Here is a 21,749-nt window from a genome sequence, read left to right on the forward strand (position 1 = left end):
GGTGGCGTCCTTCTTCGGGAGCCGAGGAGACGGTCGGCGATCAGCCGGCGAGGTCGCCGAGCGTCACATCGATCTCGTACTCCTTGCCGCCACGGATGTAGGTGACCTTCGCATCGCTGCCGCCGGCCGCGGCGCGGACCTGCGCCGTGAGGTCGCTCGCGCTGGTGATCGGCGCGCCGTTGAAGGCGGTCACGACGTCATCCGCTCGGAGGCCGGCCGCCGCCGCCGCGCCGCCGTCGGTCACATCCGCGATATAGGCGCCGGCCACCGAGGCGCCCTCGACGCTCGCCGCGTCCTGCACCGATGCGCCGAGCAGCCCGTGGCTCGCCGCACCGTCGGCGATGATCTCCTCCGCCACGCGCTGGGCGATGTTCGACGGGATCGCGAAGCCGATGCCGATCGATCCGGAGTCCTCGGAACTGCCCGAGCTCGCGATCGCCACATTGATGCCGATCAGCTGGCCCTTGCTGTCCACCAGCGCGCCACCGGAGTTGCCCTGGTTGATGGCCGCATCCGTCTGGATGACCGCGATGGAGATCGACTCCGAGGCCTGCTGGTTGGTGTTGCCCGGCAGGTCGAACTGGAACGGACCCCGGCTGTCGCCCTCCTGCGGACTCTGCTGCTCCTGCGGCGCATCCTCCGACGACGAGTCCGGCAGGGCCGACGACGCGATCTGGATGCTGCGGTTCAGCGCGCTGACGACGCCCGTGGTGACCGAGTTCGACAGTCCGAGAGGCGCTCCGAGTGCCACGGCGGTGTCTCCGACGTTGAGGTCGGAGGAGTCGGCGAACTCGATCGGCGTGAGGTCCTCGGCGCCGGTGAGCTTGATGACGGCGAGGTCGTAGATCGGGTCGGTGCCGACGACCGTCGCCTCGAAGATACGGCCGTCGGAGGTCGTGACGCGGATCGTGGGGTCCGCCACCGCACCGCCGAGCGTGACCACGTGGGTGTTGGTGAGGACGTAGCCGTCGTCGCTGATGACGACGCCGGAGCCGCTGCCGGCCTCGCTCGAACCGGCGACCTCGATCGTGACGACGGAGGGCAGCACCTCGGTCGCCACTGCCGTCGTCTCGTTCACCGAGCCGGGATTGTTCACCGTCACGGTGTTCGGCCCCTGTGCGACGCCGGAGGAGTTCTCGTTCGAGATGCCGTCGAGGATCGCTCCCCCGCCGAACCCGGCGACGCCGCCCACGAGGGCTGCGGCCACCACGATGGCGGCGAACTTCACACCTCCGCGCGTCTTCTGCGGCTTCGTCGCGGTGCTCGACTCGAACGGCTGCGCGGGCTGCCCGGCCGTGTGGATGCCGAAGGCCGCGCCGGATGCCGTCGCGGTCGCGCCGGGGTGAGCGGGGGCTCCGGGATGAGCGGCGGCTCCGGGGTGCGCGGGGGTGCCGTAGGCGGCCGTCTGCGACGCGGGAGCGGCGAACGGGTTCGACGGGGCGACCGGCGCGGCGGGCGGGGTCGAGGTGAACATCGACGGGACCTCGTGCCCCTGACCGGGGCGCGACGCCGCGGCGTCGACGCCGGTGGGCTCAGCGGCGGCATGCGGCGTCGAACGGTCGACGCTCTCTGCTGCCTCGGTGGACGGCACGGCGTCGTGCGACGCGGGTGCCGAGTGGTCCTGGGTGTTGTCTTCGTTCATGGTGTGCTCCTTCAACAACGCCCCTTCAGAGTGACGCCTGTATCTGTGCGTTTCGTATGGCGAAGATGAGTTTCACCTATGGCCTTAGCCTGTTCTTCATGAGTGTCATCCCAGGCGCATGGCGGCGTACAGCGGCGGGGGCCGGACTGCTGGCCGACGATGGAACCGTCGCCCCCACCATCTTCGCAGAGATGTCCGCGGCCGCGGCGAGAACGGGTGCGATCAACCTCGGTCAGGGATTCCCCGACGAGGACGGTCCGGCGGAGGTGCTCGAGGCGGCGCGAGCCGCGATCTCCGCGGGCGTGAACCAGTACCCGCCGGGACGCGGGGCTCCCGACCTGCTGACCGCGATCAGTGAGCACCAGCGACGCTTCTACGGACTGGAGGTCGATCCGCAGAGCGAGGTGATCGTGACCGCAGGGGCCACCGAGGCGCTCACCGCCGCGCTGCTGGCCCTCGTCGACGGCCCGGAGGACGAGATCGTCGTCTTCGAGCCCTACTACGACTCCTACGCCGCGGCCGCCGCGCTCGCGGGGGCGCGTCTGGTGACCGTGCCGCTGCGGGCCCCGGACTTCCAGCCCGACCTCGATCGCCTGGCAGCCGCGGTCACGGACCGCACGCGCGTGATCCTCGTCAACGACCCCCACAACCCGACCGGCGCGGTGTTCGAGCGCGAGGTCCTCGCCGAGGTCGTGCGGCTGGCCGAGCTGCACGACGCCGTCATCGTGACCGACGAGGTGTACGAGCATCTCTCCTTCCGTGCGCCGCACACGCCGATCGCGACGCTGCCCGATGCCGCGGCACGGACGCTCACGATCTCGTCCGCAGGGAAGACCTTCTCGACGACCGGATGGAAGATCGGATGGGTGCACGGTCCCGCCGAGCTCATCACGGCGGTCCTGACGGTCAAGCAGTACCTCACGTATGTGAACGGGGCGCCGTTCCAGCCCGCCGTGGCCGTGGGTCTCCGCCTCGACGACCGGTACTTCGCCGACGCGGCCGCCACGCTCGCGCGCAAGCACGAGGTGCTCGGCGCCGGACTGCGTGCGGCGGGCTTCGATGTGCACGCGCCGCAGGGAGGGTACTTCACCGTCGCGGATGCGACGGCGCTGGGGGGCGCGGATGCCGCCGCCTTCTGCCGCGAGCTGCCGCACCGGGCTGGTGTGGTGGCCATCCCGCTGAGCGCCTTCACGTCGGAGCAGAACCGGCCGCACTACGCCGGTCTGATCCGCTTCGCGGCCTGCAAGCGCATCGAGGTGCTGGAGGAGGCGGCGACTCGTCTCGCCGCGAGCTTCTGAGGTCGGAGGCTCAGCGAGGCCGGACGGCGTAACGCCGGACCCGCAGCGAGGGGTTCGTCTCACGGACGCGCTCGATGACGGACCGGTCGACCACCGAGACGGCGATGCCCTCGTCCGAGGCGACGCCGGCGAGCACCACGCCCTGCGGATCGACGACCTGGGAGTGCCCCACGCCGATCGGAGCCGGGTGATCGGCGGCGACGACGTACGCCGTGTTCTCGATCGCCCGCGCCGCGAGGAGGGTGGTCCAGTGGTGCTCCTTGAGGGGCCCGCGCACCCATTCGGCAGGGATCACGAGGACGTCGGCGCCCTGATCGATCAGAGTGCGCGACACCTCCGGGAAGCGCAGGTCGTAGCAGGTCATGAGACCGAATCGGATGCCGGCGAGCTCGAAGGAGGCGGGAGTGCCGAGCTCCCCCGCCTCCACCCAGTCCGATTCGCTCTGACCGAAGGCGTCGTACAGGTGCTGCTTGCGGTACGACGCGAGCAGGCCGTCGCCGCGCACGGCGACGACCGTGTTGCGCACATGCGCCGCGTCGGATGCGGTCTCGACGAGGCCGGCGACGATCACGACGCCGTACTCCGCGGCGAGGGCGGTGAGGGTGGCGACGAACTCGCCGTCCAGATCCTCGGCGTTCTCCGCGAGCGTCGCGTCCATCGGATTCACGAAGTAGCTGGAGTACTCGGGGAAGACGACGAGCTTCGCGCCGCGCGCCGCGGCATCCGCCGTCAGCGCCGCGATGCGATCGCGATTGCCCTCCCGCGAATCGGTCGGCGCGAACTGGCACACCGCCACGGGGACGGCGGCGGACGAGACGGGTTCGGTCATGCTGACATCCTCCCTCATCGGTCGATGCGGGGCCTCGATTCGCCACCCCTCGGAAAGCGTGTTAGGCTATAACTCGTGCCGCGGGGTGGAGCAGTTCGGTAGCTCGCCGGGCTCATAACCCGGAGGTCGCAGGTTCAAATCCTGTCCCCGCAACGAGAATGCGACACAAGAAAGGCCCCTGATCAGGAGAAATCCAGATCAGGGGCCTTTCTTGTGTCCCGCTTCAGCCTTGACGCCGAGCCTCCACGAAAGGTGGCCGACACCATCGCGCCCCCTGTCGGTCTGCAGGTCCGATGTCGATCTGCAGGGTGAGACCCGCAGGATCGGCCTGCACATGCGCATCCGCCCTGCAGACCGCGACAGCGGATGCCGGGGAGGCCGATACTCCGGATGCCGGAGACGCAGAAGGGCGCCCCTCGGGGGCGCCCTTCCGACCGCGTCAGCGGGAGATCACTCCCCCGCGGCGGCGGCCTCGAGCTCGAGCAGGGTGTTGACGGCATCCGTCAGCCGCTTGTCGGCCTCGGCGAACTTCGTCAGGTCGCCGGCCTTCAGTGCCGCGTCCCGGTCCGTGAGCGCCTGCTGGGCGGCGGCGAGCGCCTCCGCCTGCGCATCGGTCGGCTCGGCGGGCGTGGTCGGCACCTCACCCGTGTCCGGGTCCGGCTCCGTCGGCTCCACCTGGTCGTCGCCTCCGGTCGCTCCCGAATCGCCGCCGAACAGCGTGTCGAGCGCCGCGGTCAGCGTGTCCTCGAACGCGACCTTGTCGCCGAAGGCGACGAGCACCTTCTGCAGACGCGGCAGCTTGGTGCCCTCGGACGACTGGACGTACACCGGCTGGACGTAGAGCAGACCGCCTCCGACGGGGAGGGTCAGCAGGTTTCCGTAGAGGACCTCGGACTCACCCTGCTGGAGCAGGTTGAGCTGCGGCACGACGGCGGTGTCCGAGTTGTAAGTGTTCTGCACCTGACCGGGACCGGGCACCGTGGTGTCCGTATCGATCTCCAGCATCCTGAGCTGACCGTAGCCCTCGGCCTTCACGCCGGCTTCGGATCCGGCGTCCGAGTCGACCGCGAGATAACCCATCAGGACGTCGCGGTTGCCTCCGCTGCCCGACGCAGACGGGATGAACGTCGAGAACATGGAGAACCGCGGCGAGTCCTGTCCCGGCATCTGCATGGTCAGGTAGTACGGCGGCTGGAGCACCGCGTCGCTGCGCGGGTCGTTCGGCGTCTGCCAGCGGTTGTCCTGCTGCGCGAAGGAGCCGGCCGTGTCGATGTGGTAGGTGCCGAGGATGTCGCGCTGCACCTTGAACAGATCGGTCGGGTACCGCACGTGGCTCATCAGGTCGGCGGACATGTCGCTCACCGACTTGAGCGTGGAGGGATAGATCTTCTGCCACGTCTGCAGCACCGGATCCTCGTCGTCCCACGCGTACAGCGTCACCGATCCGTCGTACGCGTCGACGGTCGCCTTCACCGAGTTGCGGATGTAGTTGATCTCGTCGATCGCGAGCGTCGGCGACGGCACGTTCGAGTCGGCGATCGCCTCGGACAGGCTCACGCTCGTCGAGTACGGGTAGGTGGAGCTCGTGGTGTAGCCGTCGATCACCCAGACGATGCGACCGTCGACCACCGTCGGATACGGGTCGCTGTCGAGCTCGAGGTACGGGGCAACCTTCTGGACGCGCGTCTTCGGGTCGCGGTCGTACAGGATCTGCGAGTCCTCGTTCACGAGGTTCGAGAAGAGGATCTGCTCCGACTGGAACTTCAGCGCGTAGAGGAGCTTGGTGAACGTGTTGCCGATCGCCGGACCGCCCTCACCCTCGAAGGTCGTCTTCGTCTCGTTCGAGCCGTCCTTGCCGCGCGGGTAGTCGATCTCGACGGGTTCGGTCCCGTCGGGCGCGCCGACGATCGAGTACTCGGGCGAGTTCTCGCCGAAGTACACCCGCGGCTCGAAGTTCTCCTGGTCGGTGAGGAACCCGGACGACGGGATGCCGCGCTCGAGGAAGACGGGCTCGCCGTCACTCGTGCGCTGGTTGCCCGCCGCGGCGACGAGGCCGTATCCGTGCGTGTACACCGCTGCGCGGTTGTTCCAGTTGGTGACGTCGACGCCCTCCATGTCGAGGTCGCGCACCGAGACCACCGTGTCCTGCATGACCCCGTCGATCTCGTAGCGGTCGACGTCGAGGTTCTCCTGGAACTGGTAGTACCCGCGGTACTGCTCGAGCTGGCGCACCGCGGGGCTGATCACTGCGGGGTCGACGATGCGGATGGATGCCGTCGTCTCGGCGTCCTCGCGCAGCTGACCGGCCTCGGCGTCGGTCTCGGCCTCGAACGGAGTGGTCTCGAGATCGGCGACTCCGTAGGCCTCCTTCGTGCCGTCGATGTTCCTCTGGTAGAACTCCGCCTGATACGCGTTCTGGTTCGGGCGCACCTGGAAGGTCGTGACCGCCCACGGGAACCCGACGCCGACGACGAGCGATGCCACGATGAGGAGCGCCGTGCCGGCCAGGGGGAAGCGCCAGCGGCCGATGACGGCCGTGACGAAGAAGAGGATGGCGACGAGAACCGCGATGACCGCGAGGATCGCGAGACCGGGGATGGTGGCGTTCACGCCGGTGTAGGCCGGACCGACGATGCGGTCGTCCTGCGTGACGAGGGTCTTGTACCGGTCGAGCCACAGGCTCGCCGCCTGGACGAGCAGGTAGAGGCCGGCGATCACCGCGAGCTGGATGCGCGCAGGCTTCGAGATCCGCAGCTCGCCCTGTCCGATGCGGACAGAGCCGTAGAGGTACGACACGAGCGCCGTCACGATGAGGGTGAGCAGCAGCACCGCCGACACGAACGCCGCGAGGATCGAGTAGAACGGCATCGCGAACATGTAGAAGCCCGTGTCGACGCCGAACTGCGGGTCGACCTGGTCGGTGGCGACGCCGTTGGCCCACAGCCACACCGTCTTCCACTGGCTCGCCGCCGAGAATCCGGCGAACAGACCGAAGAAGATCGGCATGCCCCACATGGCGAGGCGCCGGAGCGGCTCGATGACCTCCTGGTACCGATCCAGCTGCGAGCTCAGCCGCACGTAGACCGGGCGCAGGCGGTAGGCGAGCTGGATGGCCACGAACAACGGCACGGCCATGCCGAGGAACCCGACGACGAACATCACCGCCGTGGCGAACCACTGGGTGGTGAGGACTCCCGCGAAGCCCACCTGGTCGAACCAGAGGAATTCGGTGAAGAGCGACGCGAAGACGAAGAAGACGGCGATGAGCGCGGCGATGATCGCCAACGAGATGCCGAAGATTCTTCGCGAGGTTCGGGGAGTGGCCGGGTTCGGAGCAGAAGTCGAGGTCACCGTCCCATCCTAGGCATCCGTTACTGTGCTGCGGCTGTCATCCCGGTCACGGCGAGGTCACGACGGAGGGCCTCACCGGGCGGCGGCGGCGTCGCAGGTCGGCAGGGCGGACACGTCGCCGCCGTCGGCGATGACCTCGAGGGCGGCGAGCGAGTCCTCCAGGGTGGCGGTGCTAACCACCGTCAGCCCGTCGGGGATGTGGCCGGCGACCTCGTCGCAGTTGGATTCGGGGGCGAGGAAGTAGCCGGCGCCGGCGTCACGCGCGCCGTACAGCTTCTGACGGATGCCGCCGATCGGTCCGACCGTGCCGTCGGCCTCGATGGTGCCCGTACCGGCGACGTTCTCGCCGCCGTTCAGTTCGCCGGGGGTCAGGGTGTCGATGATCCCCAGCGCGAACATCATGCCGGCGCTCGGACCGCCCACATTGTCGAGCTGCAGAGTGACGTCGACCGCGAAGTCGTAGTCGGTGCGCAGCGTCACGCCGATGAGCCAGGTGGTCTCGTCGTTCTCGACGCGCTTCTCGGGCGTGACCTCGACCTCCTCCTCCCGGCCGTCGCGCAGCACCGTGAAGGCGATCTCGTCTCCGCCGGCATCCTGGATCGCCTGGCGCAGCTGCTTCGCGGAGGTCACATCCTCCCCGTCGATCGCGGTGATCACGTCCTCGGGCTCGAGGACTCCCTCGGCCGGCGCGTCGTCGACGACGTCCACGACCGCGACCTCGGCCCCCGTCTCGAGACCGAGCTCGTTCAACGCCGCCGCCGTCGCCTCGTGCTGCGAGTCGACCATGAGCGTGGCGTTGCGCTCGTCGCGCTGCTCGGTCGTCACGCCCTCGGGGAAGACGGAGTCGAGCGGGACGACCGCGCGCGACGGGTCGGTCCACGCCAGTGCGAGCTCGAACCAGCTGGGCGTGCGCTCCCGGTTGCCGACCACCTGCACGGTGGTGAGGTCGAGCGTGCCTGCGGTCTCGAAGGTCTCCGTGCCCTCGACGCTGATCAGCGGCACCTGCTCGCCGTCGGCCCCCGCGGCCGTGCCCAGGGTGTCGTAGACCGGCCCCGGTCGCTGGATGACGTACGGCGTCGGCAGGAAGGTCAGGACGACGAGCGCGATCAACGCGACGATCAGGGCCCAGACTCCCAGTCCGAGCTTCACAGACCGTGTTCGATCCACAGGGTTCCTCCGTCGTTCGCGGGCGGCGTACAGCGATCTGCCCGCGACGGGGTCTCGCGGCGCATCCTGTGACTAGCGTAGATGCCACGGCTTCAGACGTGCTGAGAGGCGATCGCGATGGCAGACAACGACCCCACCCCCGAGGACTTCCAGGAGTTCCTCCGACGCATGATGGCCGGCCAGGGTGCCGGCGACATCGATCCGGAGGCACTGCGCGACGCGTTCTCCGGCATGGACGGGCTCCAGCTCGACCCCGCCATGATGCAGACGATCATGGCGCAGCTGCAGGGAGCGTTCGGCGGCGACGCGTGGGAGAACGCCCTCCGCCAGGCGCTCCACATCGCGAACCGCGACGGCCTCGGCATCGCCGACGGGTCCCGCACCTCCCTCGCGGACTCCTTCGCTCTCGCGAACCTCTGGCTCGGGGAGGCGACGACCATCTCGGAGCTCGCCGAGTCGCCTCGCGCGATGACCCGCGGCGAGTGGGTCGAGGCGACCCTGCCGGTGTGGAAGGAGATCGCCGATCCCGTGTCGACCAGCATCGCCGATGCCCTCACGAGCGCGCTCGACACCCAGGTCCCCGATGAGATGCGCGGTCTGGTGCAGGGCGCCGGCAAGCTCATGCGAGGACTCGGCGGCTCCGTCTTCGCCGCGCAGTTCGGGCAGGTGCTCGGCAATCTGTCGCTCGAGGTCGTGTCGGGCGGCGATGTGGGCATCCCGGTGCTGCCCGCGGGGACCGCGGCGATGATCCCGCAGAACCTCTCGGCATTCGGCGAGGGGCTCGAGATCCCCGAGGACCAGATCACGCTCTATCTCGCGACACGCGAGCTCGCGTACGCCCGTCTCTACCGCCACGCGAAGTGGCTGCATCTGCACGTCATGGCGCAGATCACCGACTTCGCCCGCGGCGTCACGGTCGACGTCGACGCGCTCGAGGACGTCGCCAGCCGCCTCGACCCCTCCGACCCTGAGGAGCTGCGGGCGGCGATCGAGGGTGGTGCGCTGCTTCCGACGCAGACCGAGGCGCAGCGCGAGGCGCTCGCGCGCCTGGAGAACCTCGTCGCGACGATCGACGGATGGGTCGACGTCGTGACCGCGCAGGCGACGTCGCGTCTCCCCGACGGCGCGCGGATCGCCGAGGCCGCCCGTCGGCGCCGTGCCGTCGGCGGGCCCGCCGAGGACGCCCTCGGCGCGCTGGTCGGGCTCAAGCTGCGCCCGCGCCGCCTCCGGGAGGCGTCGGCGATGTGGCAGGCGGTCACGGATGCGGTCGGGACCGCCGGGCGCGATGCGCTGTGGGACTACCCCGACCTCATGCCCACGTCGGAGGACATCGACGACCCGTCGGCGCTGGTGGCTCGTCTGCAGGCGACCGCACGCGGTGAGCAGCCCGTCGCCGACGAGTTCGACGAGGCACTGGCCCGACTGCTCGACGGGGAGGACTTCTCCGCCGAGGCGAGCTCCGAGGAGGACGCCGGCGGGTCCTCGGACGAGGACGGGGACGCCGACGAGAAGGGTCCCGGCGGCGATAGGCCGGTATGACGCGGAGCACTTCTCCACGGATGCGGTGAGAGCGCCCCGACGAGGAGGACGCATCCGCAGAATCGGGGGATGCCTCCGCTGACACCCAAGACGATCACCCGTGTCGATCCCGGCGTCCCGCTGCTCTGGCGCGACGCCGAGACGCTGCAGATCGGCATCGAGGGCACGCTGCGGATACCGGCTTCGGAGCCCTGGGTAGAGCTACTGATCGGGAGGATGGCGGCCGGTTTCCGACGTGCGTCCTTCGACGTCCTCGCGCACTCCGTCGGCGCTCCGCGGGCCGAGGCGCGGATGCTGCTGGCCAGACTGGACCCTCTCCTCATCGACGACCCCGAGGCGCCGCGCGCGGCATGGGTGGAGAGTCTCGACCTCGCGGACGCACGCTGCGAGTACCGGATGCGCGAGGCGCTGGCAGACGAGGGCGTGGAGATCGGCCGGCGGGACGACCCGGACGACATCGGCGTGGTGCTGATCGAGGGCGCGTCCGCCGCGGTCCAGTTCGCGCGCTACCTGCGCGAGGACATCACGCATCTTCCCGTCGCGCTCGAGCGAGGCCGCATCACGGTCGGCCCCGTGGTGGTCCCCGGTGAGACGCCCTGTCTCGCGTGCCGAGACCAGCACGACCGCGACCGCGACCCGGCGTGGCCGCGCATGCTCGCCCAGCTGATGAATCGGTCCCCCGGCGCGGTCAGCGCGGCCCGCATAGCCGACGCCGCGACGGTCGTCGCGCAGCTCCTGTCGCGCACCGCGCAGGTGGGGACGTCGGTCGAGATCAGCGCCGACGGGCGCCACGCGCAGCGGACGGTGACGTTTCACGGAGAATGCCGGTGCCGCGAGCGGTCGTTCCTATCTCCGCCAGGAACCGCGACGGCGCCCGATCCCCGCGCCCTGCGGAGCGGGCCCACGACACCGCGAGCGTACGCGCGGCCCGCGTGACGCCGACGTAGGCGAGACGACGCTCCTCGTCGATCGCATCGAAGCCTGTCGCGTACGAGATCGGCAGTGCCCCCTCCGCCCAGCCGGCGAGGTGCACGTGCGGCCACTCGAGGCCCTTCGCGGCGTGGAGCGTCGAGAGGGTGACGGTGCGCATCGTCGGCTCGTGCTGGTCCTTCGCCCTCGCCATGAGCGCGTCGCTGAAGCTGCGAAGGGTCTCGTCCGGTCCCGCCTCCTCCGCGAGGCGCAGGATCGCCCGGCGCGCCTCCCACCCGTCGCGCTGCGCACCACCGGCGGCAGGGGGCTCCTCGGTGAGGCCCAGCTCGCGCAGCACCCGCTGCACGCCGGGGAGGAAGCCGTGCTCGGTCGGCGCCACCGCCGCAGCACGCAGCGCGAGGATGGCCTGACGCACCTCCGGCATGGCGAAGAACCGCGTCCCCCCGAGGACCGACGTCGCGATCCCCTCGGCGGCGAGCGCCTGCTGGATCACGGCCGACTGCGCGTGTGCACGATAGAGCACGGCGATGTCGGCCGGCGAGGCACCCTCCTGGATTCGCGTCGAGATCGCGGAGGCGATGCCCTCGGCCTCCTCCCGCTCGCTGTCGTATGCCGTGACCGTCGGCGCGTCGGCATTGAACGTCTCCCGAGCAGGGATCAGCTCGAGCGCTCCCGGGCGTCCGTGCATCAGCGCGTTCGCGGCCTCCAGGATGGGAGCCTGCGACCGGTAGTTGGTCTCGAGGCGCACGACCGTCGCGTCGGGATGCCGGCGTTCGAACTCGAGCAGGAAACGCTGCTCCGCGCCGGCGAACGAGTAGATGGTCTGGCTGGCGTCGCCGACCACGCAGATGTCGCGACGGTCGCCGAGCCAGAGCTCCAGCAGTCGGTTCTGCAGCGGCGAGACGTCCTGGAACTCGTCGACCGTGAAGTGCCGGTACTGCTCGTGCACCGACGCCGCGACGCGCGGCTCCGCCTCGAGCATCCCGGCGCACGCGAGCAGCACGTCCTCGAAATCGAGCTGATGCCGTTCGTCCTTGAGCGCCTCGTACCGCTGCTGCAGCTCGACCAGCTGGGTGGTGTCGAAGCCGCTCACCGTGCGACCCATGGCGGCATGCTGCTCGATGGAGAGCATCGAGACCTTGCGCCATTCGATCTCCGAGGCGATGTCCCGCAGGGTCGCCGTGCTGGGACGCAGGCGCATCGCGTCGGCCGCCTGCCCGAGCATCCGCACCTTGTTGTCGATGATCGACGGTGCGGGCGAGCCGGCCAGGGTCGGCCAGAAGAAGTTCAGCTGCGCGAGCGCGGCGGCATGGAACGTGCGCGCGGCAACTCCCTCGACGCCGAGACCGCGCAGGCGGCCTCGGAGCTCACCCGCCGCCTTCGCGGTGAACGTGACAGCCATGACCCGGGAGGGCGAGTAGGCACCGGTGTCGACGCCGTGCGCGATGCGATGCGTGATCACCCTGGTCTTGCCCGTTCCGGCGCCGGCGAGCACCGCCACCGGACCCCGCAGCACCGACGCTGCCTCGCGCTGACGGTCGTCGAGGGCGTCGAGCGCACTCACTGCGGACCACTCCGCCCGGTCTCATGCTGATCCTCGAGCCACGACACGATGAGCGCGCGGGCGATCGACGCCGGACCGGGCAGCCCCACAGGTCCCTCGCCCGCGAGAGCCGAGGCGATCTCCGCCCGGGTGAACCAGCGCACGTCGATGATCTCGTCGCCGTCCGGGCGGACACCGTGCTCATCCACCGCCACGGCCCGGAAGCCGAGCATCAGCGAGCGCGGGAAGGGCCACGGCTGCGACGAGACGTAGCGGAGCGACGACAGTCGGACGCCCGACTCCTCCGCGAGCTCACGGTGGACGGTCGATTCGAGCGACTCCCCCGCCTCGGTGAATCCCGCGAAGCACGAGTACATGCGACCGCCCCAGTTCGCGTTGGCTCCCAGCAGCAGCCGCTCCCCGTCAGGGCTCTCCACCGCGACGATGACAGCGGGATCGGTGCGCGGGAAGTGCTCGCGCCCGCAGACCAGGCATCGCCGTGACCACCCGGCCTGCCGCAGTTCGGTGCCTCCGCCGCAGCGCGGGCAGAACGGCGCGTCGCGCAGCCATCCCGCGAGCGCGAGCGCCTCGATGAGCAGCTCGGAGTCCTCGGCGCCGAGATTCGCGCCGAGGTCGCGGAGCCCGAGCCACGTCTCGTCGGGCGCGGTGTCGACGCTGTCGCCCTCCGGCGGCAGCGAGGCCAGCAGCAGGGGCAGCCCTTCGGCATCACGGCCCAGCAGAGCCCATGTCGCGTCGGGGATCTCGGACGGCGGGACGCGGAGCAGCTCGGCCTCGCTCAGGTCGGCGCCGGCGATGCGCACCCTGCCGTCGCGCACCGCGATCACCCGTGCGGTCTCGTCGCCGCGCAGTCGGTCGACGACGCCCGGCTCCGTGCGCAGCTCGGCGGCACGGTCGAGGGAGGTGCGCCTCATGGTCATCGACTCCCTCTCTCACGGGCGTGGCGGAGGCGGGACCGCCCCCGAGCCGACCTACCCTGGGGGGATGGGACGCTCTCCTTTCACTCTAGCCGCGGCGGTGACGGCCGCACTGCCCGGAGCGGACGTCACGGGGGCCCGCGCACTGACCGCCGACGGCGACGGCCGCTTCGACTCCGCCGTCGCCACCCTCGCCGATGGACGAGAGCTGGCGATCCGCGTCGCGGAGGACGAAGAGGCGGCTCGTGAGCTGGCCGCCGAGGCGCTCGCGCTGCGCGCCCTGACCGCCGGCGCACGCGCCATGCTGCCGTTCCGCGCACCGGACTACGTCGGAGAGACGCGGCTGGGTGACGCGCCCGCGCTGGTGACGGAACTGCTGCCGGGGTTCCAGATCGAGGCGGCGCTGATCCCCGCCGGCCGCGGCGCAGCGGAGTCGATGGGCACCGCGATCGCCGCCCTCCATTCGCTGCCGACGTCCGTCGTCCGCGGGGCCGGCCTCCTCACCCGCACCGCCCAGGAGAGCCGCGACGAGCTGGCGCGTCTCGTGGACACCGCCGCATCGACCGGGCGCGTCCCGGCCCGCCTCACCGTCCGGTGGCGCGAGGCGGTGGGCGACGACGATCTCTGGCGTTTCGAATCGTCCGTCGTGATGGGCGGTGTCCAGGCGGCGTCGTTCGTGTTCGACGACGACCCCGAGCACGGACCGGCCGTCACGGGACTGCTCGGGTGGCACGGGCTCTCCGTCGGGGATCCGGCCGTCGACCTCTCCTGGCTGTCCACCGCGCCGGATGCCGCTCCCGATGTGCACGCGGCGTACGCTCGCGGGTCCGACCGGGTGCCGGACGGCGCTCTGGAGGTGCGCGCCCGGCTTCTGGCGGAGCTGGAGTTCGCCCGCTGGCTCGTGCACGGCGATTCGCTCCGTCGACCGGACATCGTCGACGACGCCGCCGCCCTGCTCGAGGCTCTCTCCGACGGCCTCCGCTCCGACGACCTGCGCGTGATCTCGCAGCGTCAGGACGGCGTGGACTCGGCGATGGACGCCCTCGACCGCGTCCCGGCGGCCGCCGCGGCCGGAGTGGACACCTCGATGCAGACCGACGCCTACCGTCCCGGCGAGCTGTGGCAGGAGGAGGCCGACGGCGACGCGACATCCGATCTGACGGATGCCGTGTCCGATGCCGCACATCGGGCCCAGGTCGGCAGCCTCCCGACCGAGGACCTCAGCGCCGCCCGGATCGACGGGCACGACGACGGCGGCGATCCTCGTCTCGGGCGTCCGGACCGTTCCGACGGATCCGCCGGCGACCGCGGCGACGGTGACGACGCCGCCTCCGGGTCCTCACCCGAGGACGAGGCTCAGCGCGCTGCGCGCGCGGCGCTCCAGCGCTGGAAGAGCTCCGACTCCGAGTAGATCCGGTCGCCGCGGATGACGAGGTCGTCGGCCACGTAGTAGAGCGCGACCTCGATCTCGTCGAGCGGCACGCCGAACCTCCGGTGATACGCGAGCCGGTACAGGGCCAGCTGCAGCATCCGCTCCTCGCGCTCGGCGGCGGTGCGCGGAGCCTTGCCGGTCTTCCAGTCGACGATCTCGATGCGCCCGCCCCGGTCCTCACGTCGGTAGACCGCGTCGAGCTTGCAGATCACGATGTGCGGTTCGCCGGAGTCGTCGTCCATGTCGGCACCGAGGGCGAAGTCGATCTCGATCTCCACAGCGATTGGCTGGCGTCCGCCCCACTCGCTGCGCTCGAAGATCGCCTGCAGGGTCGAGAGGTCGGCGGCGTCCGCAGCGGAGACCTCCGCCTCGCCGTATGCGACCGCGGGATCGTCTTCGTCGAGCTCCCAGAGCGCCTCGTCGACGCGCGCGCCGACGCCGACGATCTCGCTGCGCCGCTCCACCCAGGCGTGGAAGAGCGTCCCGAGGCGGGTCTGCCGGTAGGGACGCTCCGGCATCGGACGGACGATCGACGAGATCGTGCCGTGGAAGTCCGTGACGTAGTCCTTGAACCGCGATGCGGGCACGCGCGTGGGCGGCGGCGCATCCGTGCCCCGCAGCCGGGCAGCCCGTTCCGCGAGCAGGCGAGCGAGCTCGGGCGTCGCCACCGCGTCCTGCTCCGCGGCATCCCGCACGGCGCGCGCGGCCGCCTCGACCGCACTGCGGCGAGCGCCGAGCGGATCGAGGGGCCAGGTGAGGGTGGCTCCCGGACCCTCGTACGGGTTGTCGTCCGGGTCGACGGGCTCGATCGGGTCGAGTCCCTCCGCGTCCATCGCCTCGACGAGGTATGGGCTCGGCACCCGCGGGGACTTCTGCCCCGCCCAGTGCGCTCCGGTGAGCAGCAGATCGGTGCGGGCACGCGTCACCGCCACGTAGGCGAGACGACGCTCCTCCTGCTGCTGGTACTCCCGGTAGGCGTCCTTGAACCTCCGCAGCGCCCCGCCGCGCGGATTCGCCTTCGATACGCCGCCGGACAGGGAGGACTGTGCGAGCGCCTGGCGCTTCTTCGGGTCGGTCTCGTCCCCGACCGCCGCGACGGGATCCCAGTCGAAGACCGGCAGCGCGTCGCGATCGCCGCGCAGCGCGAACGGCACGACTCCGAAACCGAACCACCCCGACGTGTCGGACACGCGGCTCGGCAGCTCGTCCGCCACGAGTCGTACCACGGCGACGGCATCCCATTCCAGGCCCTTCGAGCCGTGGATCGTGAGCAGCTGCACGACGCCGGGCTCGGGGGGCTCGGGGCGCGGCATCAGCTCGTCGGTGCTCTCGGCCTTGTCCAGCCAGGCGAGGAGACTGCCGATCGTCCCCCGCTCGTCGGCGGAGAGGAACGCGCGCACCTCGTCGGAGAACGCCCGCAGCTGCGTCGCGGCGATGCGGGCCGGCCCCCTCGTCTCGTTCGCGGCGAGCTCGATGTCGAGGCGGAGCTCCAGCTCGATCAGCCTCACCAGTTCGGGGATCGGCTGAGACGATGCACGACGCAGTCGCTCCAGCATCTCCCCCGCCTGGCGGATCCGCGCCCTCCCCTCGGGCGTGATGCCGGCGATCAGGCGGTAGTCGTCGCGCACGGCCCGCACCACGTCGACGGCGTCGATGATCGACACCGCCTCATCGGCTCCCCGTGACGAGCGCAGGCGCAGACGCACCTCCTCGGGCAGGGGCGCCATCGCCGTGTCGCGCTCCGACAGCGTGCGGCCGAGATCGTAGAGGGCCGCCATGTCCGCCACGCCGACGCCGAATCGCGGTCCGGTGAGCAGCCTGATCAGCGCGGAGCCGGCCGTCGGGTCGTGGACGACCCGCAGCGTCGACACGACGTCGACGACCTCCGGAGTGGCGAGCAGGCCGCCGAGGCCGAGGATCCGATGCGGGATCCCCTGAGACGCGAGGGCGGCCGCGAAGGTCTGCATGTGCTTCTTCGAACGGAAGAGGATCGCGCCCGTGTGGGGACGCCCCGCCACGCCCGCGTCGTGCGCCGCGCGACGCTCCGCGAACCAGGAGGCCACCGCGTCGGCCTCCTCGTCGACGGTGAACGGGTACCTGACCTCGACGGACCCCGCCCCTGCGCCCGGACGGGGCTCGAGCGGCGGCACATCCAGACCCGGTCGCTGCAGCGGCACGAGCACGCGGTTGGCGACGTCCAGGATGCTGCTGTCGTTGCGCCAGCTCGTCATCAGGCTGTAGGTGCGGACGCGCGACTTGTCGCTCCGGCCGGTGAAGGCGCCCGCGAACGCGTAGAGATTGTCGGCGCTGGCGCCCCGCCATCCGTAGATCGACTGATGCGGATCGCCCACCGCCATCACCGCGGAGTCCCGGAAGAGCTCTGCGAGGAACTTCGTCTGGATGACCGAGGTGTCCTGGTACTCGTCGAGCAGCACGACCCGGTGCTGCTCCCTGAGCTCCAGGCGGACGTCCGGTGCGGACTCGACGATGTCGTAGGCCCCGCCCACCTGATCAGCGAAGTCGAGCACCCCGCGCCGGCTCTTCTCGGCGATGTAGTCCCGCACCAGCTGGGCGAGCGTGCCCAGACCGAGCAGGTTGCCCGCGGCCTTGTCCACATCGCCGTTGCCGCGGTACGGCTCGAAGGCGGTCGCCTGCTCACGCGCGATGCGCACCGCATGGTCGAGGTCGACGCGGTGGTCGAGCACGTCGCCGGCGAGTCGCTGCACCGCGTCGATCACGGTCCCGAGGGCGAAGTCGATCTCCTCGAGCTGCGGGAGGTCGGCGCGGAGCACGACCTCGCGGGCCAGCATCCACGACGCCGCCTGGCTCAGCATCGCGACGTCGGAATCGCGTCCGATGCGGGCCGCATGCTCGCGCACGATCCCGTCGGCGAACGCGTTGTAGGTCGAGACCCGCGGTCGTATCAGCAGATCCTCCGCCGAGCGCGGCGTCGTCGGCTGCCACCCGGTGCCGTGCCGATCCGCGAGCTCGTCGAGCACATCCCTCCGTACGAGCTCGCGCTGACGCGCGGACCCGGCCTCGTCGACTCGGCGCAGCGCGCCCGAGGCGACGATCTCGGGCAGGAAGGGCAGCAGTCCGCGCCTGCCGTACTCGTCGATGACGGCGAGGCGCGCGCCGATGCGCTCGGCCAGCTCGCCCGCGGCCTTCCTGGTGAACGTGAGACCGAGGATCTCGTCACGCCGGACGTGCCCGTTCGCCACGAGCCACACGACCCGCCCGGACATGGTCTCGGTCTTCCCGCTGCCGGCTCCGGCGACGACGAGCGCCGGCACCGGCGGAGCCTCGATGACACGCTGCTGCGCGGCGGTCGGCGGCGGCTGCCCCAGGGCCGCGGCGATGTCGGTCGCGGAAATCCCGAGGTTCCCCGGCCACGCCTCGGCGATGCCCGTGGACGTGTGCTCATCGGCGAGCGTCATGCGCTCACCGCCGCGATCGTGTGGATGCGGCAGGGGTTGATCCGACGCTGCGTGTCGGCGCAGTGCGCCTCGACCTGCGCCGTGAAGCTCGCGGCGGACATGCCCCGCGCGGCCTCGCCGACGCGACGGAGGAAGGCGTCCCGGCTCTCGTCGCCGAGCGTGTGCTGATGCGCGACGCGATAGTCGCTCTTGGCCAGCGTCTTCGACACGATCACGAGGCGGGCCCCGGCCAGCGCCTCGGCCGGCGCGCCCTCGATGAGTCCCTGCTGCACGGCCACCTGGTATGCGGCGAGCTGCGCGTGATCGACGACGCCGGAGTCGGACTCGGGATCCGTCCTGCCCGTCTTGAGGTCGACCACGACGACCCGGTCACGGCCGGTGGACGCATCGCTCGCGTCGTCCTGACCGGCCCCGATCGGCTGCCACCTCATCCCTCGGGCATGGCTGTGGTCGCCCGCTCCGGCCGGATAGAGCTCGACCCTGTCGATGTAGCCGTGGATGATCGCCTGGTTCGCGGTGTCCTCTCCGACGGGACGGACGGCGGGCGGGCGTCCGTCCGCGATGTCGACGGCGAAGCGGAACTCGACCTCGCTCGCCAGCTCCCGCCCGCCGTCCCGCCGCACATCGCCGAGGTACGTGTGCAGCCGCTCGACGAAGGTGTCGGCGCGACGACGCTCCTTGCGGCCGATCCACTCCGTCTCGAAGTCGAGCTCCGGCCAGTGCTCGGCGACGATCGCGCGCATCCGCTCGAGGTCGCCGTCGGGTACGCGCTCCATCGCCTCGTGGATGATCGTCCCGATCCCGGCCGTCGGCGGCATGACGGTATCGCCGCCGAGGGCGGCGACGGCCCAGTTGAGGCCGCACTCCTCGTAGGACTCCAGCTTCGACGGAGAGACGCGGGCGCCCTCGACGGCGAGGTCTCGCAGCGACGCGTCGCTCGACGGCGGCGTCACGCCGTACCAGTCGGCGGGGTCGGCGCCCGGCACTCCCTCACGCGCGAGCACGGCGAGCTGTGCGGCCGCCTGTCCTCGCGCCGCGCTCGAGGACGAGGTCGTGAGCACCCGGCGATGCCGGGCCACGAGTCCGCGCAGGGTGAGCGGATGCTCCGCGGACGCGTGCACCGTCGGCGGCTCGGGCGGCGGGAGGAAGGAGAAGAACGGGCTGGGTGACATGTCGTCGTCGTCGACCGCCGTCACCAGGAGCCGTCGGCGCGGGCGAGAGACGGCACGGACGAACAGTCGCAGCTCGTCGTGGAGGGCCGCCCGGCGTCGGTCGAGGACTCCGGGTGCCTCCTCGGGCGTGCCGGTCCGCGCCGCGAGGAGCGCATCGGCGAGACGCCACGTCTGCAGGAGTCCTCCTCGCAGACGGACGTTCGGCCAGACGCCGTCCTGGACCCCGGCCACCACGACGGCGTCGAACTCCGTGCCCAGCGCCGTCGCGGGTGTGAGCAGCGTCACCCGGCCGGGACGATCGGGGCTCGTCAGCGAGTCCTCGGGGACCTCGCTGTCGAGGACGTCGCGGACGAAGGTCTCCGGCCGCTCGTTGGGCGTGCGCTCGACGAACCGCTTGGCCGCGCCGAACAGCGACACCAGCGCGTCGAGAGCCCTCGCCGTCTCGGCGCCGGCGGCCTGGAGCGACATCTCGCGCCACGCGACCTGCAGTCGGCGGCCGTCCACCGCGCGGGATTCGTCCCACACCCGCCAGAGCAGGTCATGGATGGTCTCGCCGTGCGCGGCGCCCGTCGCCACCGCGGCGACCGTCTCGGCGAAGCGCGCCGCCGTGCGGGACTCCTGCGCGTCGATGAGCGTCAGGTGGTCGGGAGCCGTCATGGCCTGCCGCAGCAGCTCCCGTGCGGGGGTCGACCCGCCGTGCTCGAGCTCGATGTGTCGAAGGCGCGCCCTGAGCCGCCGGAGACCGATCGCGTCCATGCCGCCGAAGGGCGTGCGCAGCGCCTCCTCCCAGTCCTGGGCGGTCCGCTCGTCTGCCGGGGTGAGCGCGAGCCGGACGATGCCGACGATGTCGCGCACGATCGTCTCGCTGCCGAGTGGCCGCTGCACCCCCGCAGCCCTGGTCGGGATCTCGCGCGCGGCGAGCTCGGCCTCGAGCTGTGTCACCTGGCGCGTGTCATGGGCGACGACCGCCATCGCGTCCCACGGCACATCGTGCGACAGGTGCCACTCGCGCATCACTCCGGCGATGCGGTCGAGCTCTTCGTAGGGCGAGGGGGCGATGAAGGTGCTCACCGCCTCGCGGGCCGCGTCGTCATCGGGGACCGGGCCGGGAGGACGACGGTGATCCACTCGACCCGACGCGCCGATCGCCTGCGTGACCGTGCGGGTGAGAGCCGTCAGCGCAGGCGTCTGCCGGTGCGGGCCGTCGAGGACGTGCACCTCGCCGAGGGCGGTGGCGAGCCGCGCGAACAGCTCGGGCGTCGCGCCGCGGAAGGCTCCGGACGAGATGTCGGGGTCGCCGAACGCGAGAACCGCCGTTCCGCGCGAGCGCAGGGCGCGCACGACGTCCACTCCCCCGCGTGTGAGCTCCTGGGCGTCGTCGATCAGCACCACGCGCAGACTCCCGAGCGGGCCCAGATCGCCGGCATCCGCGGTCTGCAGGATCGCGCACGCCTCGGTCAGCAGATCGGCCGCGTCGCGGTGGGCGGCGCGCGCCTGGTCGAGGACGCCCCGATACTCGACCGCGAAATCCGCCACCGCCGACCATGACGGGTCTCCCGCTGCGCGCAGCTCGTCCGGGTGCGCGCCGAGCTCCGCGCACTCGGCGAGGAAGGCGCGCAGCTCCGAGCGGAAGCCCTTGGAGGCGCGCACGGACGGACTGAGGGCCTCGGGCCAGGGGATCCGGCCGTCTTCGGCGTCGCCGGCGAGGAGCTCGGCGATCAGGCGGTCCTGATCCGCACCCGTCAGCAGTGCCGGCGGCTCCTGACCGTCGCGCACCATCGTGCCCCGCACGATCTGGAAGGCGAAGGACCCGAGAGAGCGGGCGAGCGGCCCCGGCGTCGCCTGACCGATCCGGACGCCGATGCGGTCGCGAAGAGCCGTCGCCGCCTGGCGGTTCGGGGTGAGCACCAGGAGCTCCTCCGGCCGCATCCCGACGACGTCGAGCAGGTGGACGACCCTGTCGACGAGGGTCCTGGTCTTGCCCGTCCCCGGTGCGCCCACGATCACGCCCGACGCCGTCGCAGCGGCGCCGACGACGGCTCTCTGCGCGGCATCCTGGGTCATGTCCTCCACGCTACTGCGGCGCACGGACATCGTCGGTCGAGCGGTGCCCGAGCTCTGTGCGCTCAGGGCGAAACCCCCTGCTGCGGCCGATCCCGGCGCGGACGGGCGGGGTAGAGTTGGGCGCAGCCGCCGACCTGCACGGTCACGCGGCGCACAGCATCGTCGACTGGAAAACAGGAGTACGCGTGGAAATCCGCATCGGCATCATCAACACCGGCCGTGAGCTCAGCTTCGAGACCGCGGCCTCCGCGGACGAGGTCCGCTCCGAGGTCTCGAACGCGCTCGAGCAGGGCACGTCGCACGTGAGCTTCGCCGATGTGAAGGGCAACTCCTACCTCGTTCCGACCGCGCACCTCGCCTACGTCGAGCTGGGCACCGAGGAGTCCCGTCGCGTCGGCTTCGTCGCCTGA

At 71.1% G+C, this 21,749-nt stretch carries 12 protein-coding genes and 1 tRNA gene; 5 read left to right on the forward strand and 8 right to left on the reverse strand.

Features of this window, described 5'->3' with window-relative positions; all coding sequences use genetic code 11:
• Positions 1–40: 40 nt before the first annotated feature.
• Positions 41–1,642 (reverse strand): S1C family serine protease, encoded by a 1,602-nt coding sequence (locus tag A4X16_RS05020; protein WP_082914283.1) that lies wholly within the window; start codon positions 1,640–1,642, stop codon positions 41–43.
• A gap of 98 nt (positions 1,643–1,740) precedes the next feature.
• On the opposite strand from A4X16_RS05020, the gene A4X16_RS05025 reads away from it, so the two are divergent.
• A complete protein-coding gene (locus A4X16_RS05025; RefSeq protein WP_067117329.1) occupies positions 1,741–2,940 on the forward strand; it encodes an aminotransferase class I/II-fold pyridoxal phosphate-dependent enzyme in 1,200 nt (399 codons plus the stop codon).
• A 10-nt stretch (positions 2,941–2,950) separates the two neighbouring features.
• Here the strand turns inward: A4X16_RS05025 and A4X16_RS05030 are convergent, their stop codons facing one another.
• Positions 2,951–3,769, reverse strand: coding sequence for a carbon-nitrogen hydrolase family protein (locus A4X16_RS05030; protein ID WP_067117332.1), 819 nt, complete (start codon positions 3,767–3,769; stop codon positions 2,951–2,953).
• A gap of 79 nt (positions 3,770–3,848) precedes the next feature.
• Between A4X16_RS05030 and A4X16_RS05035 the strand changes: the two genes are divergently transcribed.
• Positions 3,849–3,922: transfer RNA gene (locus tag A4X16_RS05035), tRNA-Met, on the forward strand.
• A gap of 297 nt (positions 3,923–4,219) precedes the next feature.
• On the opposite strand, the gene A4X16_RS05040 is transcribed toward A4X16_RS05035, so the two are convergent.
• Together A4X16_RS05040 and A4X16_RS05045 are read right to left on the reverse strand one after the other, a co-directional pair.
• Entirely contained in the window at positions 4,220–7,120 is a 2,901-nt protein-coding gene (locus A4X16_RS05040) for a UPF0182 family membrane protein (RefSeq protein WP_067117336.1), read from the reverse strand.
• A gap of 72 nt (positions 7,121–7,192) precedes the next feature.
• The gene (locus A4X16_RS05045; protein WP_082914284.1) at positions 7,193–8,287 is read right to left on the reverse strand and encodes a YlbL family protein; all 1,095 of its coding nucleotides are present in this window, start codon (positions 8,285–8,287) and stop codon (positions 7,193–7,195) included.
• Positions 8,288–8,404: 117 nt separating this feature from the next.
• On the opposite strand from A4X16_RS05045, the gene A4X16_RS05050 reads away from it, so the two are divergent.
• Entirely contained in the window at positions 8,405–9,826 is a 1,422-nt protein-coding gene (locus A4X16_RS05050) for a zinc-dependent metalloprotease (protein ID WP_067117341.1), read from the forward strand.
• Between the two features lie 772 nt (positions 9,827–10,598).
• Here the strand turns inward: A4X16_RS05050 and A4X16_RS05055 are convergent.
• Both A4X16_RS05055 and nudC read right to left on the reverse strand, forming a co-directional pair.
• A complete protein-coding gene (locus tag A4X16_RS05055) occupies positions 10,599–12,320 on the reverse strand; it encodes an ATP-dependent helicase (RefSeq protein ID WP_067117344.1) in 1,722 nt (573 codons plus the stop codon).
• Positions 12,317–13,237 carry an NAD(+) diphosphatase gene (nudC, locus tag A4X16_RS05060; protein WP_067117347.1) on the reverse strand — a complete coding sequence of 307 codons (921 nt, stop codon included), beginning with the start codon at positions 13,235–13,237 and terminating at the stop codon, positions 12,317–12,319. The genes A4X16_RS05055 and nudC overlap by 4 nt, the downstream gene beginning before the upstream one ends.
• A gap of 64 nt (positions 13,238–13,301) precedes the next feature.
• Between nudC and A4X16_RS05065 the strand changes: the two genes are divergently transcribed.
• Positions 13,302–14,645 (forward strand): hypothetical protein, encoded by a 1,344-nt coding sequence (locus A4X16_RS05065; RefSeq protein WP_231880276.1) that lies wholly within the window; start codon positions 13,302–13,304, stop codon positions 14,643–14,645.
• Here A4X16_RS05065 and A4X16_RS05070 read toward each other — a convergent pair.
• Both A4X16_RS05070 and A4X16_RS05075 read right to left on the reverse strand, forming a co-directional pair.
• Positions 14,591–18,103 carry an ATP-dependent DNA helicase gene (locus tag A4X16_RS05070; RefSeq protein ID WP_067117353.1) on the reverse strand — a complete coding sequence of 1,171 codons (3,513 nt, stop codon included), beginning with the start codon at positions 18,101–18,103 and terminating at the stop codon, positions 14,591–14,593. The two genes, A4X16_RS05065 and A4X16_RS05070, sit on opposite strands and share 55 nt — an antisense overlap.
• A complete protein-coding gene (locus tag A4X16_RS05075; protein WP_067117404.1) occupies positions 18,100–21,339 on the reverse strand; it encodes an ATP-dependent helicase in 3,240 nt (1,079 codons plus the stop codon). The genes A4X16_RS05070 and A4X16_RS05075 overlap by 4 nt, the downstream gene beginning before the upstream one ends.
• A gap of 185 nt (positions 21,340–21,524) precedes the next feature.
• On the opposite strand from A4X16_RS05075, the gene A4X16_RS05080 reads away from it, so the two are divergent.
• A complete protein-coding gene (locus tag A4X16_RS05080) occupies positions 21,525–21,749 on the forward strand; it encodes a DUF3107 domain-containing protein (protein WP_067117357.1) in 225 nt (74 codons plus the stop codon).

This window comes from Microbacterium sp. H83, assembly GCF_001650405.1.
Lineage (GTDB): Bacteria > Actinomycetota > Actinomycetes > Actinomycetales > Microbacteriaceae > Microbacterium.

Excerpts from the sequence above, each read along its gene's own strand:
- A4X16_RS05050 (WP_067117341.1), top strand. The coding sequence starts at position 8,405 with ATGGCAGACAACGACCCCACCCCCGAGGACTTCCAGGAGTTCCTCCGA.
- A4X16_RS05070 (WP_067117353.1), bottom strand. The coding sequence starts at position 18,103 with ATGACGCTCGCCGATGAGCACACGTCCACGGGCATCGCCGAGGCGTGG.
- A4X16_RS05020 (WP_082914283.1), bottom strand. The coding sequence starts at position 1,642 with ATGAACGAAGACAACACCCAGGACCACTCGGCACCCGCGTCGCACGAC.
- A4X16_RS05025 (WP_067117329.1), top strand. The coding sequence starts at position 1,741 with ATGAGTGTCATCCCAGGCGCATGGCGGCGTACAGCGGCGGGGGCCGGA.
- A4X16_RS05075 (WP_067117404.1), bottom strand. The coding sequence starts at position 21,339 with ATGACCCAGGATGCCGCGCAGAGAGCCGTCGTCGGCGCCGCTGCGACG.
- A4X16_RS05030 (WP_067117332.1), bottom strand. The coding sequence starts at position 3,769 with ATGACCGAACCCGTCTCGTCCGCCGCCGTCCCCGTGGCGGTGTGCCAG.
- A4X16_RS05065 (WP_231880276.1), top strand. The coding sequence starts at position 13,302 with ATGGGACGCTCTCCTTTCACTCTAGCCGCGGCGGTGACGGCCGCACTG.
- nudC (WP_067117347.1), bottom strand. The coding sequence starts at position 13,237 with ATGACCATGAGGCGCACCTCCCTCGACCGTGCCGCCGAGCTGCGCACG.